Annotated in this window: 15 protein-coding genes; 3 read left to right on the top strand and 12 right to left on the bottom strand. The window is 63.4% G+C overall.

The annotated features are described in order from the left end of the window. Window positions 1-44 precede the first annotated feature (44 nt). Both CQY20_RS03015 and CQY20_RS03010 read left to right on the top strand, forming a co-directional pair. A complete protein-coding gene (locus CQY20_RS03015) occupies window positions 45-665 on the top strand; it encodes a TetR/AcrR family transcriptional regulator (protein ID WP_234816071.1) in 621 nt (206 codons plus the stop codon). Next, window positions 662-1,165, top strand: coding sequence for a hypothetical protein (locus CQY20_RS03010; RefSeq protein ID WP_097938167.1), 504 nt, complete (start codon window positions 662-664; stop codon window positions 1,163-1,165). Before CQY20_RS03015 ends, CQY20_RS03010 begins: the two co-directional genes overlap by 4 nt. A 25-nt stretch (window positions 1,166-1,190) precedes the next feature. On the opposite strand, the gene CQY20_RS03005 is transcribed toward CQY20_RS03010, so the two are convergent. The 5 genes from CQY20_RS03005 to CQY20_RS02985 are packed head-to-tail and all read right to left on the bottom strand — an operon-like array spanning window position 1,191 to window position 6,165. After that, on the bottom strand, window positions 1,191-2,156 hold the full coding sequence (locus tag CQY20_RS03005; RefSeq protein ID WP_097938238.1) for an NADPH:quinone oxidoreductase family protein: 966 nt from the start codon (window positions 2,154-2,156) through the stop codon (window positions 1,191-1,193). Next, window positions 2,156-3,142: a phosphotransferase family protein gene (locus CQY20_RS03000; protein WP_371871097.1), complete on the bottom strand. Its 987-nt coding sequence runs from the start codon at window positions 3,140-3,142 to the stop codon at window positions 2,156-2,158. The genes CQY20_RS03005 and CQY20_RS03000 overlap by 1 nt, the downstream gene beginning before the upstream one ends. 38 nt (window positions 3,143-3,180) lie before the next feature. Then, window positions 3,181-4,482 (bottom strand): acyl-CoA dehydrogenase family protein, encoded by a 1,302-nt coding sequence (locus tag CQY20_RS02995; protein WP_097938165.1) that lies wholly within the window; start codon window positions 4,480-4,482, stop codon window positions 3,181-3,183. A 17-nt stretch (window positions 4,483-4,499) separates the two neighbouring features. Continuing rightward, window positions 4,500-5,153 carry a TetR/AcrR family transcriptional regulator gene (locus CQY20_RS02990; RefSeq protein ID WP_174814667.1) on the bottom strand — a complete coding sequence of 218 codons (654 nt, stop codon included), beginning with the start codon at window positions 5,151-5,153 and terminating at the stop codon, window positions 4,500-4,502. Window positions 5,154-5,202: 49 nt separating this feature from the next. Then, on the bottom strand, window positions 5,203-6,165 hold the full coding sequence (locus CQY20_RS02985; RefSeq protein WP_097938164.1) for a TIGR03564 family F420-dependent LLM class oxidoreductase: 963 nt from the start codon (window positions 6,163-6,165) through the stop codon (window positions 5,203-5,205). Window positions 6,166-6,494: 329 nt separating this feature from the next. Between CQY20_RS02985 and CQY20_RS02980 the strand changes: the two genes are divergently transcribed. Beyond that, the gene (locus CQY20_RS02980) at window positions 6,495-6,833 is read left to right on the top strand and encodes a DUF3870 domain-containing protein (protein ID WP_163700681.1); all 339 of its coding nucleotides are present in this window, start codon (window positions 6,495-6,497) and stop codon (window positions 6,831-6,833) included. On the opposite strand, the gene CQY20_RS02975 is transcribed toward CQY20_RS02980, so the two are convergent. The 7 genes from CQY20_RS02975 to CQY20_RS02945 form a co-directional block, all read right to left on the bottom strand. After that, entirely contained in the window at window positions 6,820-7,779 is a 960-nt protein-coding gene (locus CQY20_RS02975) for a fumarylacetoacetate hydrolase family protein (protein WP_097938162.1), read from the bottom strand. The genes CQY20_RS02980 and CQY20_RS02975 overlap by 14 nt on opposite strands. Window positions 7,780-7,794: 15 nt before the next feature. Further along, the gene (locus CQY20_RS02970; protein WP_097938161.1) at window positions 7,795-9,024 is read right to left on the bottom strand and encodes a CaiB/BaiF CoA transferase family protein; all 1,230 of its coding nucleotides are present in this window, start codon (window positions 9,022-9,024) and stop codon (window positions 7,795-7,797) included. A gap of 1 nt (window position 9,025) precedes the next feature. After that, entirely contained in the window at window positions 9,026-10,165 is a 1,140-nt protein-coding gene (locus CQY20_RS02965) for a CaiB/BaiF CoA transferase family protein (protein ID WP_163700676.1), read from the bottom strand. Window positions 10,166-10,191: 26 nt separating this feature from the next. Continuing rightward, entirely contained in the window at window positions 10,192-10,977 is a 786-nt protein-coding gene (locus CQY20_RS02960) for an enoyl-CoA hydratase/isomerase family protein (RefSeq protein ID WP_097938159.1), read from the bottom strand. 83 nt (window positions 10,978-11,060) lie between these two features. Continuing rightward, the gene (locus CQY20_RS02955) at window positions 11,061-12,602 is read right to left on the bottom strand and encodes a tripartite tricarboxylate transporter permease (RefSeq protein ID WP_097938158.1); all 1,542 of its coding nucleotides are present in this window, start codon (window positions 12,600-12,602) and stop codon (window positions 11,061-11,063) included. Next, the gene (locus CQY20_RS02950; protein WP_097938157.1) at window positions 12,602-13,141 is read right to left on the bottom strand and encodes a tripartite tricarboxylate transporter TctB family protein; all 540 of its coding nucleotides are present in this window, start codon (window positions 13,139-13,141) and stop codon (window positions 12,602-12,604) included. The genes CQY20_RS02955 and CQY20_RS02950 overlap by 1 nt, the downstream gene beginning before the upstream one ends. Next, the gene (locus CQY20_RS02945; protein ID WP_097938156.1) at window positions 13,138-14,133 is read right to left on the bottom strand and encodes a Bug family tripartite tricarboxylate transporter substrate binding protein; all 996 of its coding nucleotides are present in this window, start codon (window positions 14,131-14,133) and stop codon (window positions 13,138-13,140) included. Before CQY20_RS02945 ends, CQY20_RS02950 begins: the two co-directional genes overlap by 4 nt. Window positions 14,134-14,530 lie beyond the last annotated feature (397 nt).

Raw genomic sequence — 14,530 nt, 5'->3', positions numbered from 1 at the left:
CTACCTACTGTGTGTTCACTAGGTTGGTTGATCAAAGGAGATCGGTGACGGAACCGCGCGAGCGTGAGCGGCCCTATGCGACGCTCCTCGCCAAGGGTGAGGACCGCAGGCAGCGGATTCTGAGCGTGGCCGAGCGCCTGCTGGCGCGCAACGGCTGGCGCAGCACCTCGCTGGCGCAGATCGCCAAGGAGGCCGGTGTCACGCCGGCCGGCCTGCTGCACCACTTCGAGTCGAAGGAGCAATTGCTCAACGCGGTGCTCGACGCCCGCGACGCCGACGATGCCGCCAACGCCGACTACCGGTCGGGCGACCTGATCACCGAACTGAAGCGGGTCCCGGAGCGGATGAAGCGGGCACCCGAACTCGTCGGCACGTTCACCGTGCTGCTGGTGGAGAACATCGCGCCCGACGCGCCACTGCACGACCGACTGCACAAGCGGTATCGCGCCGCCATCGACATTCTCAGCGAACTCATCGAGCGCGGTCAGCGCCTCGGAAAGTACCGCCCGGACTGTGACGCGGCCACCAAGGCCGTCGAGATCCTCGCGTTCATCAACGGAATGGAGACCCTATGGTTACTCGATCCATCAATACCCATGGCCGAGGTGTTCAAGGGCTACGCGGAGTCGTTGGGTCGCGAGTTGGCAGCCGGGAGCCCGACATGAGGTACCGGCTCGACGTGGTGGCGGCCAACGTCGCCGATGCGGTCAGGTTCGCCGGTGGCTGGATGTGCGACCGGGTGATGGCCGGATGGGACGTCACGGCGCTGCTCGTCGACGGCAGCGACCAGCGGCCGCTGCAGATATTGGGTGTCGACACAGGCGATTTGGAGTCGGCGCTTGCGTTGTGGGCGGAACGACCCCACCCGCAGACGGTGGCCGTCGCGGCCGACCTGTTCGAAACCGACGAGCGGGTACGTCGCGGTGTGTTAGGTGCGCTCGAGCAGGGGATGACCGAAGTGACGCTGTGGGGCGAGCACTGGCCTGCCGAACTCGACGACAGCGTGGGACCGGTTCAGCACCGCCTCACCGCGGCAGCACGCGCGTTCAAGTCTCAGGCGCTGGCCGCCGCGTCGGACACCTGGCCGGTGTCGACGACGGAGACATTCCGCTGCGGTGTGATGGTGAAGCCTTCTGTCGCCGCCGATCTCATCCCTGCCAGCTGACGTCCACCTGACGTCCAGTTGAGGTCTAACTGAGGTCGATCACGACCTTGCCGACCGCCTTCCCGTCGGCCACGTGCCGCAGGGCGCTCGACGTCTCCGACAGAGGGAAGACCGCCCCGATGTGGGGCCTGACCTTCCCGGTGGTGAGCAGCTCGCGCAATTCCGGTTCGTTGCGGGCGAATTCGTCGGGTGCGACGTCCTGGAACTGAAAGCCCACCACCTGCACACCCTTGACCAGGACGAGGTTGAGCGGGATGCGCGGAATCACGCCGGATGCGAAGCCGACGGTGACGAAGCGCCCGCCGCGCCGCAGCGATCGCAGCGCGGGCTCGGACAAATCGCCACCGACGGGATCGATGACCACGTCGGCGCCGTCGGGCAGCGCCTCCCGCAACGCCGAGCGCAGCTCACCGTGACGGTGGTTGACAACACGACGAGCGCCGTACGAGTCGGCGACGCCCAACTTTTCGGCCGATGAGGCGACAGCGGTGACATCGGCGCCCAGCGCAACGCCGAGTTGAACCGCGGCCAGGCCCACACCACCGCCCGCGCCGAGCACGATCAGCCGGTCACCGTCGCGCAGGCCGGCGCTCGAGCGCAGCGCGTGATATGCGGTGCGGTGCGCCACCCCGAACGCCGCCGCGGTGCGGTCGTCAACGCCGTCGGGGATCGGGCTCAACGCCGCGGCGGGGACCGCGACCTCGTCGGCGAACGCGCCGAACAGGGCGGCGCCTGCCACCCGGTCGCCGACGTCGAATTCTCCTGTTGCGGAGTTGACTTCGATGATCTCGCCGGCGAACTCGCTTCCGACGACGAACGGCGGCGGCACACTGATCTGATAGCGATTCGCCACCAGCAGGACATCTGGATAGTTCACCGCCGCTGCCGCAACGCGGACTTTGACCTGTCCGGCCTCCAGCGGAGGCGACGGCCGGTCCTCGATCCGGACGACTTCGGGCGACCCGTATTCGGGGCACACCACAGCGCGAATCACGCGTAGTCGCTCGACTCGGCGAGATCGGCCGCCGAGCGCATCAGGTCGACGATCACTGGACCGTACGCCAACAGCTTCTCGTTGTCGCCCGCCCGCTGGAAGCCCTGTTCGAGGACGATCGCCAGCTTCCATTTCGCCAACACAAGGTAATAGTCCAGATCGTCGACCTGCCGACCCGACACCTTGGCATAGTGGTCGACCACCTCGGCGCGCGTGGGCATTCCGCGCATGTCGACATAGCTCATCGCCGACGGTGCGTCCGCGCTTTCCGGCCAGCTCTGCACCATCCACCCGAGATCGAGTTTCGGGTCGCCGACCGTGCCCATCTCCCAGTCGACGATGGCCGCCAGTCGAGCCGGTGCGCCATGGCGATACATCACATTGGCGAACTGGTAGTCGCCGTGCATCAGGCCGGGGATGTAGTCGAGCGGGCGGCGGGAGCGCAGCCATTCGGTGGCCACGTCCATGCCGTCGATGTCACGGCCCTTGATGCGCGCGAAGAATCCGGTCCACCGATCGACCTGGCGCTCGTGAAACCCGTCCGGCCGGCCAAGGTCGCGCAGCCCCTTGGCTTTCCAATCCACTTTCGACAACAGCGCGATGCCCTCGGCCAACTGGTACGCCAGGTCCTTACGGGCGTCGAGGTCCGTGTCGAACGGTGCGGGCCAGCGCCGCTGTTGCAGATCCATCGGCGACCACCCGTCGACGAAACCCATCAGGTAGAACGGACGGCCCAGAACGGTCGCGTCCTCGCAGACACCGACGGCGGCGGTATGCGGGACATCGGTGCCGTCGAGCGCTTCGATGATGCGCCACTCCCGCAGAATGCCGTTGTCCCGGTCGGGTGGGGCGTCGCGCGGTGGCATCCGCAGCACACAGGCGTCGTCGCCCCGGCGCAGCTTGAAGATCACGTTCTGCGTACCGCCGGAGAGGAATTCGGCGTCCAGCGGCTCACCCTTGCCGGGCAGCCCCGCGCCGTCCATCCAATCGGCGAGGCGGTCGGTGTCCAGGGCCGGCTCGCTCACAGATTGCCCACCTCGTGTTCGAGATACTGGGCGAACTTCTGCCTGGCCGCATCGCGTTTACGCGGTATCCACTCCGTCGGCCACGTGTCACCGCTGGGCTGGTAGTCCCGCAGCACCTGCTTGGCCACGGTGGCCTTGTGCACCTCGGTCGGACCGTCGGCCAAGCCCATCACCGCGGCGCCCGTGACCATCGCCATGAACGGCATGTCGTCGGTGACGCCGAGCGCGCCGTGCACTTGCATTGCCCGCCAGGCGATGTCGTGCAGCACCGCCGGCATCACGACCTTGACCGCGGCGATGTCCTTGCTGACCTTCTTGTAGTCGTTGTACTTGTCGATCTCCCATGCGGTGTAGAGCACCATCAGCCGGAACTGCAATAGCTGGGCGTAGGAGTCGGCGATGTAGCCTTGCACGAACTGCTTGTCGGACAGCCGGCTGCCCTGAGTCTCGCGGCTGAGTGCGCGCTCGCACATCATGTCGAGCGCGGCGCGGGCCAGCCCGATGGTGCGCATCGCGTGGTGGATGCGGCCCCCGCCGAGCCGGGTCTGCGCGATCACGAACGCCTGACCCTCGCCACCGAGCAGCGCATCGGCGGGCACCCGCACGTTGTCGTAGTGGATCAGTGCGTGCGAACCCTCACCCTCGGGCTCGCCGTGCAGGCCGAGGTTGCGGACGATCTTCACGCCCGGTGTGTCGGTCGGCACCAGGAACATTGACATTCCTTGATAGGCGCTGACTTCGGGATTCGTCACCACCATCACGATGAGGAACGACGCTGTCCTAGCGTTGGACGAGAAGAACTTCCAGCCGTTGATCACCCAGTCGTCGCCGTCGCGCACCGCTCGTGTCGTGAACAGCGTCGGATCGGCACCCGCATGCGGTTCGGTCATCGAGTAGCAGGAGAACAGTTCGCCGTCGAGCAGCGGCCGCAGGTACTTCTGCTTCTGCTCCTCGGTGCCGTAGTGCGCGATGATCTCCGCGTTGCCGGTGTCGGGCGCCTGGCACCCGAATATGATCGGCGCCCACTGTGACCGCCCGAGGATCTCGTTGAGCAGTGCCAGCTTGAGCTGCCCGTAGCCCTGTCCGCCCAACTCCGGCCCCAGGTGCGTGGCCCACAGCCCGCGGCGCCTGACCTCCTCCTTGAGCGGGTCGATGACCTTGCGGCGGTTGTCGTCCAGCGGAGTGAACTGCTGGTTGGGGAAGGCCAGGTCGAGGGGCTCGATCTCCTCGCGGACGAACTCGTCGGCCCAGTCGAGCACCTTCTGGTACTCGGGGTCGGTTTCGAAGTCCCACGCCATCGTTCGTCTCCTTCGATCTACTTCGCGCCGTGGTTGAATCCGGCGATCAACGCGGCGATGTCACGGGCCACCACTTCGGCGAACGACCGATCGCCGAAACCGCTTAGCGCCCAATGCCGCACGCCTTCGCTGACGTGCATCTGGGCCAATCTCGACAGGTGGTCGGTGTCGATGCTGTCCGCCAGTTTCCCGTCGGCCTTGGCCCTTGCGAACAGTTCACCGAACATGTCGGCGTCGGGGTCGGCGGCACGCTCCCCGGCGAGGATGCGCTGCTCCTGGCGGTAGCCCTCCAGGATCGTCTCGACGATCAGGTCGCGCGGGTTGCGGGCCATCGAACGCTCCAGACTGCGCAGCGCCGAGGCGATGACGGCGTCGACGTCGTAGTCGCCGGACAGGTGCTGGTGGATGGTCTTGCGTGCGGCGCGGGTGGACAGCAGGCCCACTTCGAACAGCACGTCTTCCTTGGCGGGGAAGTAGAAGTAGAACAGCGCGCGGGAGACGCCTGCGGCCCGGCAGATGTCGGCGACGGTCGTCTTCGCGTAGCCGTTGGTGCGCCACAGCGCCATCGCGGCCTGCACCAGCGCGCGCTTGGTCTCGTGCGACCGTGCCCGCTGGAAGGTGGCCCGCCGTTGACTACCGTCAGGCGCTTCGACCGCACTGGTTCTGGGCACAAACGGACCCTAGCAGCCCAATTCGGGCTTGGAAATAGTTAACGTGCGTCTAACTATCGAACCCTGATACCAGCGACGCGACGAACTCCTGAGTGCGCCGCCGCGACGCTCTGCGCTGCTCCGCATCATCGCCGAGAGGGACGACGCGGACCGCCAGATCGGTGACGCCCGCGTCGCGGTACCGGCGCAGCCGGGCGATGACTGCCGACTCGTCGCCTGCGGCCATCGTGTCGCCGACGTCGTCGGCATCTCCGTGTTCGAGCAGCCGCACGTAATTAGGGGAGAAGTCCGCATGCCCGAGCACCTCGCTGGCGTAGGCGCGGGTGTCGTCGACGTCGCTTTGTGCGCACAGTGCGACTGGAACGCCCGCCACGACACGGATTCCGGAGCGTCCCACGGCATCTGCGGCTGCGGTTATGCGCGGAACCACGTAATCGGCGATCGCCCGCTCGTCGGCCATCCAGAGAATGGTGCCCGCCGTCCGCTCGCCCGCGATCCGCAGCATCGTCGGTCCGAGCGCCGCGATCAGCAGCGGCATCTCGCCCACATCGATGACGTCGATCGGGCTGTGCACCCGATAGTGCTCGTTGTCGACCGCCACCGTGCCGGGGCCAGTAAACGCCGCATCGAGGACATCGAGGTAGTCGCGGACCAGCCGGGCCGGCTTGTCGTAGGGCAGGCCGAGTTGGTCGCCGATGATCCAGTGGTGCGACGGGCCGACGCCGAGCGTGAACCGCCCGCCGCACGCGGCCTGCGTGGTCAACGCCTGCTGCGCGAGGATGAGCGGATGACGCGTCTGAAGGGGGACGACGGCCGTTGCGATCTCGATGCGTTCGGTGACCTGGCCGAGCAGCGCGACGGCCGTGAGCGCGTCGAGATAGCCGGGCACCTGCGGGATCCAGAACGATGCGAAACCTTGAGCCTCGGCTGTTTGCCCGTCGGCCAGCAGCCCGGTCAGTCGCTCGCCGCGAGGACGCTCCTTGTCGGAGCCGACCATCAACCCGACGCGCATGCAAACCTTCTACGGCACATAGCGATTCCACTGATACGGCGCCACCGCATGGAACGGTGCTTGGTGCGCGCGATCCTCGAGCACATCCTGGCGGCCCGACGGCTACGAGGTCACCCTGCAACCCAGCTCTTCTGGGACGCTCAACACGCTACCGAAGTCGGATACGTCCGCAGCGCCGCTCGACATCAATTGACGGACTACTACGCCAGCGCACCGTGCGGCCGCTGCGAAGCTTGTTGCACCCCCGCTGACAGCTGAAGGCGACCGAACATTCCGCAGGCGAGCTCGACATGCAGAATAAGAGTCAGTCCGGGGATGATGGAGGAAATGTGGATCATGAGGTGATCGTCATCGGGCATTCGATGATGCCGAAGGGCACCGCGACCCGTGATGTGCACGAGAACCTGAGCATGGTGGTCCTCGTCGACCTGAGAACACACAAGGTTCAGCGAGCGTCCGTGGCTCTGACCACCGAAGTCAACCGCGAGTGGGTGGAGAGTCGACTAACGGGCCAGGACCTGAGGGAAGAGCCAGCTCGTTTCGTGACCGTGGTGGAAAGCAATTATTGGGGTCCAGCGCAGCGAGCACTTGTGCAGTGCTACCGCGACTTGGTCCGGCGATATCAAGAAGGCCTGCGGGACGCGGGCATTGACACTAGCTCCGCTTGACGATCCGGTTTTCCAGAACACCGACCTCGTCGATCTCGACGCGCACCGAATCGCCTGCCTGCAGGAAGACTGGCGGGTTGCGGGCAAACCCAACACCGCCGGGAGTGCCGGTGGCGATTACATCACCGGTTTCCAGAGTCACCGACGCGGACGTGAACGCGATCAGCTCGGCGATTCCGAAGATCAACTGTGACGTAGACGAATCCTGCAGTAGTTCGTCATTTCGCCACAGCCGGATTTTGAGCGCGCCTGGGTTCGGGACTTCGTCGGCTGTCACCAGATACGGACCGAACGGAGCGTGGGTATCGCCCATCTTGCCACGCAACCACTGTCTATCGGCGAATTGGACGTCCCGGGACGTGATGTCATTGAATGCGGCGTACCCCGCCACGTGGTCCATTGCGGTAGCCACCGGGATGTGTCGACCCGATCTTCCGATGACGATGGCCAGCTCGGCCTCGTAGTCGAGTTGCTCCGTGACGGCAGGATATTCGACGTCCTCGCCGTGCCCAATGAGCGAACGATCGAACTTGGCAAACAAGATCGGGTTCTTGGGAATCTTGGCGTTCTGTTCCTCGGCGTGGTCACGATAGTTGAGCCCTACGCAGACGATCTTGCGTGGGCGTAGCACAGGCGCGGCGAGCCGGACGCCACTCAGCGGCTGAACAAGCTTCTCACCCCACACGCCGGTGGGGAAATTGCCTGCGCGCAATTGCTCCAGAACCCACATGAGGGTGGTAGTCGCCGCCTCAGCCGATCTGCGTCCACCCCTGAGAAACTCCAACGAGTCGGTAGGTACCAGTGCGTCAGCAAGATCACGGCTTTCACAGTCGTCGCCGCTCGCCGCCAGATAGGCGTGGTGGGCACGGTTGAGGTCGACAACGTTGTTTTGACACACTGCACCCAGCCGGGGTGCTTCCAGTGCGCTGTACATCACTAATCGCATGTTTTCTCCATTTGTTCAATCGCCTTGTGCCAGCGGACGATGAGCGATCACGCCTTCGCTATAGAGGCGCTCCACCTCGTTCGGACTCAGATCGAGAAGCGATGTGAGCACGCTCTCGTTGTGTTCACCGAACAACGGCGCTGGTGTCGGTGGCCGCCACGGCCTGTTCGCCGGGAGCCAAGGCATGCCTGGGTAACGGTGCGTTCCGGCTTGCGGGTGGGTGACTGTACGAAAGAAACCACGTGCATTGAGATGTGGGTCCGCTAGCAAGTCAGCCGCGCTGAGCACGGGCCCGACGGGGATACCGGCGTCACGAAGCCGGCGTACGACTTCGTCACGATTTCGTGCTGCAGTCCACGCACGAATTTGGTGATCGATACTTCTGGAAGATGATTCGACGAGGTCGACGATCTCGGCCAACCGCACCCATGTCTCACGGTCCGGGCATGTTATCGCGACCCATTGGTTGTCACCGCTGCAGGGGTAGCAGCCCTGCAGAATCCCGCCGCCCTCGGTATTCCCGAGGCGTTTTCGCTCGACGCCATTGACACTGAACTCGAGAAACGCTTGAAAGTTGAACGGGATGGCTGCTTCCAGGTGTGAAAGGTCGACATGGGTTCCACAACCCGTGATTCGCTGATAGGTCAGTGCCACCAGCGCTGCTACGCCGCCCGTAATGCCGGCGACCGGATCTCCCCAAGCAAGAACACCAGACGGTGACGGTGGCCCGCCTGGATAGCCCTGCAGTGCAACGTTTCCTGCAGCCGCCTCGATCGTCGGGCCGTGCGCGACATATGAACTCTCAGGGCCGGTCCTGCCAAACGCCGGCATCGATACCATCGACAGATCGGGTTTGATTCGCACCAGGTCGGGATAGTCCAGTCCGAGTCGACCCATCGCGCCCGCACCGAAGTTCTCCATCACGAGGTCTGCGGTCGCAACGAGCCTACGGAAAATGTCGCGACCCTGGGCGGACTTCAGGTCAAGTGCCAGGCTTTGCTTGTTCTGATTCTGGGTATTGAAGAACGCGTTGCGATTCCACGGCACATCGCCAGGATCGTTGTCGGGGTAACGGTCGGTGCCCCGTTGCGGGCTCGTCCCACCGCGCCAGCGATCCATATGGCCGGCACCCTCGATCTTGATCACTTCGGCGCCATGCTCGGCGAGCACTCGGACAGCGAGCGGCCCAGCCCAAGCCATTGTCAGGTCGACCACCCGTATGCCTTCAAGCGGTAACTTTGTCACCTCACATCACTCCCTGTAGGCGACCGAGTTCTCGTGATACGTCATCGGTGTGCTCGCCCAACAGCGGTGCGGGACGGTCGTCATCACGTTCGACGCCATTCATCTTGAACGGTGGACCCGGCTGCGCGAACTCGCCGAGGACTGGGTGCCGTTGGCAGGTCCAATAGCCTCGCGCTGCAAGCTGTTCCGAGTTCAGCAGATCAGATACCGTGCTGACTCGAGCGAACGGTAGCTTGTGCGCCTGGGCTAAATGGTAGGCCTCGTCGACGGTCATCTTTGACAGCCACGGCAACAGCACCGCATCGATAACCGCAGCGTTGCGTGCCCGGTCCACCGGCGTTGCTAGTCGTGGATCGGTGTGCCAGCCAGGCTGATCGAGGACATCGCATAGCCGGTTCCATTCGGCAAAGTACATGACGTTGACGGCTATCATCCCGTCGCGACAGGCCATCAACCCCTGTGGGTAATTAGTAGGGCTGGTGCCGCCAGTTCGTTCCCATACCGCACCGCTGTACTCGTACACCGTCGTCGGGTTCATCAAGAACCACGCCACGGCTTCCTGGCACGAGACGTCGAGGTGATCGCCGATGCCCGACGAACGGGCCCCTATATAGCTTCCCAGCGAGGCCATCGCGGCGCAGAGGCCGCCGAGGACCTCCGACTGCCGGCCTGGTGGGCGCAGCGGTTCGCGATCAGCATCGCCCAGGCCGTACATCCAACCGCCCAGCGCGTCGATCACGATCTCCGATGAGGGTAGGTCAGCATATGGTCCGGTACGGCCGAATGGCGAGATGCTCGTGTACACCAGACGAGGATTGACCGTGGCGAGGTCCTCATAGCCGAGGCCGCATTCCATCAGTCGGCCAGGCTCGAGGTTTTCGATCACGACATCGCTGACTTTGGCGAGTTCGGTGGCGAGGTATCGGCCATCGGGGTGATCGAGGTCAATACAGACACCGCGCTTGTTCGTATTGAGGTACGCGAACGCCACGCTTGCCTCCGGCCCGCCGGCGCCGGTAACGGGGTCCAGTCGGCGTGCCGGGTCACCCTCTGGCGGTTCGACTTTGATGACTTCGGCGCCATAGTCGGCCAGGATCTTTCCGCATAGCGGCGCGGCAACGTCTCGGCCGAACTCCAGCACCCTCAGTGGTGTCAGTGCACGGTAGGTCATGGTGCGGAGATCCGGCCGGTGAACTTGGGCGCGCGCTTCTCGATAAAGGCGCGCTTGGCCTCCTTGCCGTCCTCAGTCCAAGACAGCGAAGGATGGATGCCGACGTGCGCATCCAGCCAGGCCCAGTAGCCCGCCATGTCCAACAGCATGTTGGTGGCGAATTTGGTGTACCGCACCGAAAGTGGTGGTAACGCAAGAATTGTCTGCACGTATTCATCTACAGCAGCGTCGAGCTCTTCGCCTGGCGCTACCTTGTTGATCAGTCCCCACCGTTCGGCCTCAACCGCGTCGATGTGGCGGCCCAACATGTTCATCTCGATCGATCGGGCGCGGCCGACCGTGAACAGGTGCGCGCCGCCAGAATGTATGCCGGCGTTGATCTCCCGCATCGCGAAGCGGGCTTCCGGTACCGCGACGATCAGGTCGCAGCAGGTGGCGATGTAGGTGCCACCTCCGATGGCGTCACCCTGCACACGCGCGATCACTGGTTTGTCGAGCCGCTGGATGGTGTCCCGCATACGACGGTTGATCCTGCGGTACTCGTCATAGGCTTCGGGGTCCGAAGAGAGAGTGAACTTCAAATTCTGCCCCGCGCAGAAAACGCTTCCGGCGCCAGTGAGAACGACGCACAAAATGTTTGGGTCAGCCTCCGCAGTGTGCATAGCGTCGATCAGCTCACCGCATACCTGGGTATCAAGAGCGTTGCGCCGCTCGGGCCGGTTGAACGTGATGGTGGCGACTCGGTCGCCAATGTCGTAAGCGAGGGACTGGTACTCGGGCATTGCGTTTCCTTTCAGTGATTGACATGACTAACCAGCGACTTCGGCGAAGAAGTCGGGGTGGATGTCTGGATGGTCGCTTTGATCTATCCAGGAACGATTACGGATTCGGGCGCGTCACGATCTTTGGTGCGAGCCCTGCGTCTCGCCTCCATGAGCGTGCGACGTACGTCCAAGGCGATAAGCAACGCTGCAATACCGAGGCATACCAGGGTGATCGGCGTAGTGAGTGCGCCGACAACGCTGCCGTTGTCCAGCGCGAGCGCCTGACGAAATCGTGTTTCGAGCATCTGTCCAAGGACGAGCCCGATGACGAGTAGTGCAGGTGACAGTCGCGCCTCGCGCATCAGGTAGCCGACTATCCCGAACAACACGACCAGCCCGGCGTCGAACAACGAGTTGCTGCCGGCGTACCCACCGATGACCGCAACGGCCATGATTGCCGGGAAAAGGAACCGCGCTGGCACATCGATGAGCTTCACGAACAGGGGGATCAGCGGCAGATTCAGGATCAACAAGATCACGTTGCTCACATACAGCGACGCAATCAGCGCCCAAGCCAGTGAGGCATTCTGCGTGAAAAATCCCGGACCTGGCTGGATGCCGTACATGATGAGGTAGGCAAGGAGTACTGCGGTCGCACCGGAACCGGGGATGCCCAGCGTGAGCATCGGCACCAACGCGCCACCTGTCGAAGCATTGTTAGCTGTCTCGGCAGCAGCGACTCCTTCGATCGCGCCTTTTCCGAACTTGTCCGGTCGCGTCGAGATTCGCTTCTCCACTGTGTACGAGATGAACGACGCCATCGTCGAGCCCGAGCCCGGTAGCACACCGGCGAAGAATCCGATGATCGAGCTACGCAGTGTGGGCATTGCCGACCGGCGGCTGTCCTCCCGGCTTGGCCAAATCCTCCCTCTGATCTTGAGTGCCTTGCTAGGCGCCTCCTCCGGATGCACGAGTGACCAGAGCACTTCGCCGACGCCGAACACCCCAATGATCGGGATGATCAAATCGATGCCCTCGAGTAGACCCGACTCACCGAACGTGAACCGAGGCACTCCCGTTTGCAGGTCTGTGCCGATCGTGGCCAACATCAATCCGAACATGATTGAAATCAGTCCGCGGAACACCGATTTGCCGATCAGTGAAGCGCTGAGCACCAAGGCCAGCACGAGCACACCGAAGTACTCGGCTGGGCCGAAGGCGAGTGCGGCACTTGCCAGTGGCGGCGCCAATGCCATCAGGGCGACGACAGAGAGAGTGCCACCGATAAACGAGCCGATCGCCGCGACTGCAAGCGCCGCGCCGGCTTTGCCTTGGCGTGCTAACTGGTAGCCGTCAAGAGCGGTCATGACCGACGACGGCTCTCCGGGGATGTTCAGCAATACGCTGGTGAGCGTTCCGCCATACATCGCACCGAGATAGATCGCCAGGGCCATGACCAAGGCGGTCTGCGGATCCAGTGTTAGCGCAACCGGTATAAGCAGGGCGATCGTGGTTGACGGACCCAGCCCCGGCAGGATCCCGACGATTGTTCCGAGCAAGCATCCAATTAGCGCAGCCAACAAAGAGTGCGGATTGGACATGATGTTGGCGAAGCCGTCGCCAAGCTGGCTGAGGATGTCCATCAGATACCCCACGCCGGATCGAAGGGTCCTGGCGGGAGGGGTACGCCGAGGGCACCGTGGAACAAGGCGTGTAGCGCAAGGCTGAGAAGCGCACCGGTCACAAGCGGGACCCAGAGCTGGCGACCGCGATAGTGTGCTCCTGCGTCGACGATGACCATCGCCCCGGCGATGTAGGGCACGGTTGCGATGAGAAAGCCAAGCGGTTCCAGCATCAGCAGATACACAACGGTGAGACCGGCGAGCGCGGCCCCTTGAATGAGTCGCCGCCGCTGCGAAGGTGCTACCTCGGCGGACGATTGGTCCGGTCCGGCCGTTGCGTCTGCGGCTCTTCGCAAGGTGCCCACCACAGACGTCACGACCAGTGCGATCCCGGTGAGGAGCAAGACCCAGCCAAGGAGCGTCGGGTAAGTGCGGGGCCCCACCCCGGTCACATCGGCACCTGGGCGGACGTGAATGCTTCCAATCTGTGTCAGATACCCAGCGGCCAGAACGATCGTCACCAGGCCGATCCAGGTGTCTCGCTTGAGAGTTGCGATCATCCGCCAAGCCCGAGAGACTTGATCAGCTCGTCCGCGTTCGCCTGCTGGGCTTGTACGGTTTGCGCGAACTCATCAGGGCCTTGGAAGTCCGGTGTCCAACCGTGCTTTGCGAGTATGTCCTTCCATGTCTGCGTCTGGGACGTCTTCTCGATTGATGTTGCCCACCAATCGATTGCGTCCTTCGGCATGTCAGCTGGGCCGAAGATTCCTCGCCAGTGGTCCAAGGCGAAGTCCACGCCCAACTCTTTCCAGGTCGGAACATCGGCCAATAGGCCCGGCTGACGCTCTGCCGATGAAACCGCGATGATTCGAATCTTGTCGGTGCCCGCAAAACTCGATAGTTCTCCAACGCCCGTGGACACGACATCGACGCGACCACCCAGCAGATTGGTCAGCAAATCACCGCCGCCGCTGAATGTCACGACATTGACTTTCGATGCGTCGACGCCCGCCTTCTGTATCGGACCTAGCACGTTGAATTGGTCGTCCGACGGCACGGTTGCTACTCCGAATGTGGCAGCCCGCGGATCGGTCTTGAGATTGTCGAGGATTTGACTCGCAGAAGCCCATTTTGAGTCGCCTTTGACCACCCAAACCAGGTATTCGGTCATCAGCTTCGCCACCGGCACGAATTCTGAAGCCTGCATGTCAGTAGTGCCGGTAAGCGGGTTGAGAAACACCCTGTTCGATTCGGCGACAACGCTGTATCCGTCCGAGGGGCGTTTCAGTAGCGCGGCTCGAGCGGGATTCCCGCCGCCACCACCAATCCCTTCAACGGTCATACCGACTTTCAGAAGGTGCTCCTTCTGCATAGCCTCCTGAAGGGCGCGAGCCGCCAGGTCCAATCCGCCGCCTGGATCGCTTGCCGCGATGAGCGTGAGGTCCTTGTCCGGAAAGGCGCCGGCACCGGTGCTCGACGAAGATCCTTTGCATGCGCCGACCGTCAGCGCGATCAAGAAGATTGCAGCTGCCATGCGCAGCAGTCGTTTCATTGCTGGCCTCCCGCTGTACGGAATGCCGCCATTTGGGCAAACGGCGGTCAGAACCAGGGAGGTGCGATCCGCGGGATGCCTGCCCGGTTCCGCGGTGGAGCGCGGAGGGGCGAGCGTGGACCGTCCTATCGGCGACTTGGATGCTAGGCAGCAGGTCAGCCCAGTGTCAAGCAGGTCACAGTTTGGCTACGTAAGTGATGTGGATCACACATGTTGTCCAGCAACCGTGTTTCACGTTGCCTAAAATACTTGCGTCACTTCATCCTTGATAATTTGCGGGAGGAAGTGGACGCGTGACCGCAGGTGGACTACGCGAAGCGGCGCGAGAGGCGGCAGTTATGCCCGCAAATGTTTTTCAGTAGCGGTCGCCCCATCAACCCGACGCGCATGCAAACCT

This window comes from Mycolicibacterium agri, assembly GCF_002553505.1.
Lineage (GTDB): Bacteria > Actinomycetota > Actinomycetes > Mycobacteriales > Mycobacteriaceae > Mycobacterium > Mycobacterium agri.
The sequence above is the reverse complement of the archived record's forward strand: the minus strand, read 5'-3'. Positions and strand labels throughout refer to the sequence as shown.